Consider the following 1390-nt stretch of genomic DNA (forward strand, 5'->3'; position numbering starts at 1 on the left):
CACCCCAAAACGGAACAGATTTTGCTTATATTATTTTAATATATATTTAGGTTGAAGGCAAAAAAATCTAAATCAAGGAATTAATATGAGTATCTTTAGTATTAATGATAACTCAAACTATAATTCTATACTTTCACAAGCAAAAGCTAATAAAGAAAGTAAAGAAAATTCTAAAATAAGTTTTGCTAATGCTTTTTTAAAACAAAATGCTAGTAAATTAAATGAAATTCAAAGTGCAAATTCACAAACTCTAGCAAGAAGTGAAGTATTAAATTCTACTAATACAACAAATACTAGCAATAATACTAATTTTAGTATAAGTAGTAAAACAAATTCTCCTAATTATGATATATCAAGTGAATTTAAAAACTCTATTTATACTCTAAAATATAAACAAGCAGATATAAGTAATAATACAGCCTATGGTTATAGTGTAGATAAAGATGGTTATATGGGAAGTGATTTTAATAAAGCTGCAGGATTGCCTGAAGATTTTAAGATACATAAATCTACTTTAGATGAGATTAAAAAAGCTGCCGAAAATGATTCTATTGTTTCAAGTACAAAAGAATACTTAGGCGTAAGCGAGTATTATACTAATATAGATATGGCTGAAACCATAAAACAATACTATAACCAATTTAATCAAATTGTTAATTATGCTTTTAATGATACCAATAAAACAAGTTTCACTGAAGCAGATATAAATTCTATGCCTAAGGGAATTAGTGAATTATCATCTGATAAAACTATAGGTATTATGCCGAAAAATTATGATAAGCTAACAATAACAAACTATTATAATACACAAGAGCAATATAATGAAGCAGAACAATTAGGAATGTTTGGACATATTAATATAGGCTTACAACCATTAAATTTCACTCCGCAAAGTATGCAAACTCAAAATTTAGATAAAGACACTGCAATAGATACTTTTAATCCTGATATGTCAGTTTATCCACAAAATGAAGATGGAAGTTATTCTAAAGAAGCTTTGTTTATGAGTTTTTTAAAATCAACGGGTGTAACGTCAAGAGAAGGTAGTGCAACATTAAATCCTATAGCTAAGTCTTATGCTGAAGCTATGGCTAAAGAAAGCTTTGATGGATCATTAACTTCCTTAGATGACATCATGACAGGTAAGGTTGATTTTGCAAGTTTATTAAAAAGTTATGCACAAGATGGCTGGCTTGATGCAGATATATATGTAATGGATAAAGGGGTTAAATGGCAAAATACAAGCATAGGTTATGGTGGAGCTTGGTTTGATAATCAGTTTAATCAAGCAAAAGCTAATGGTTGGAAAGCAAGCAGTGAAAGTATAAATTCTTTTGCTGATTCTATAGCGGATAGACTTAATAATCTTATAGGACAAACTAGGGTTTAG

General features: G+C 28.6%; 1 protein-coding gene. It reads left to right on the forward strand.

From position 1 onward, the window contains the following. Positions 1-85 precede the first annotated feature (85 nt). Positions 86-1390, forward strand: coding sequence for a hypothetical protein (locus FBE93_RS08235; RefSeq protein ID WP_165434362.1), 1305 nt, complete (start codon positions 86-88; stop codon positions 1388-1390).

The sequence above is a fragment of the Campylobacter sp. CFSAN093229 genome (assembly GCF_011068225.1).
GTDB lineage: Bacteria > Campylobacterota > Campylobacteria > Campylobacterales > Campylobacteraceae > Campylobacter_D > Campylobacter_D jejuni.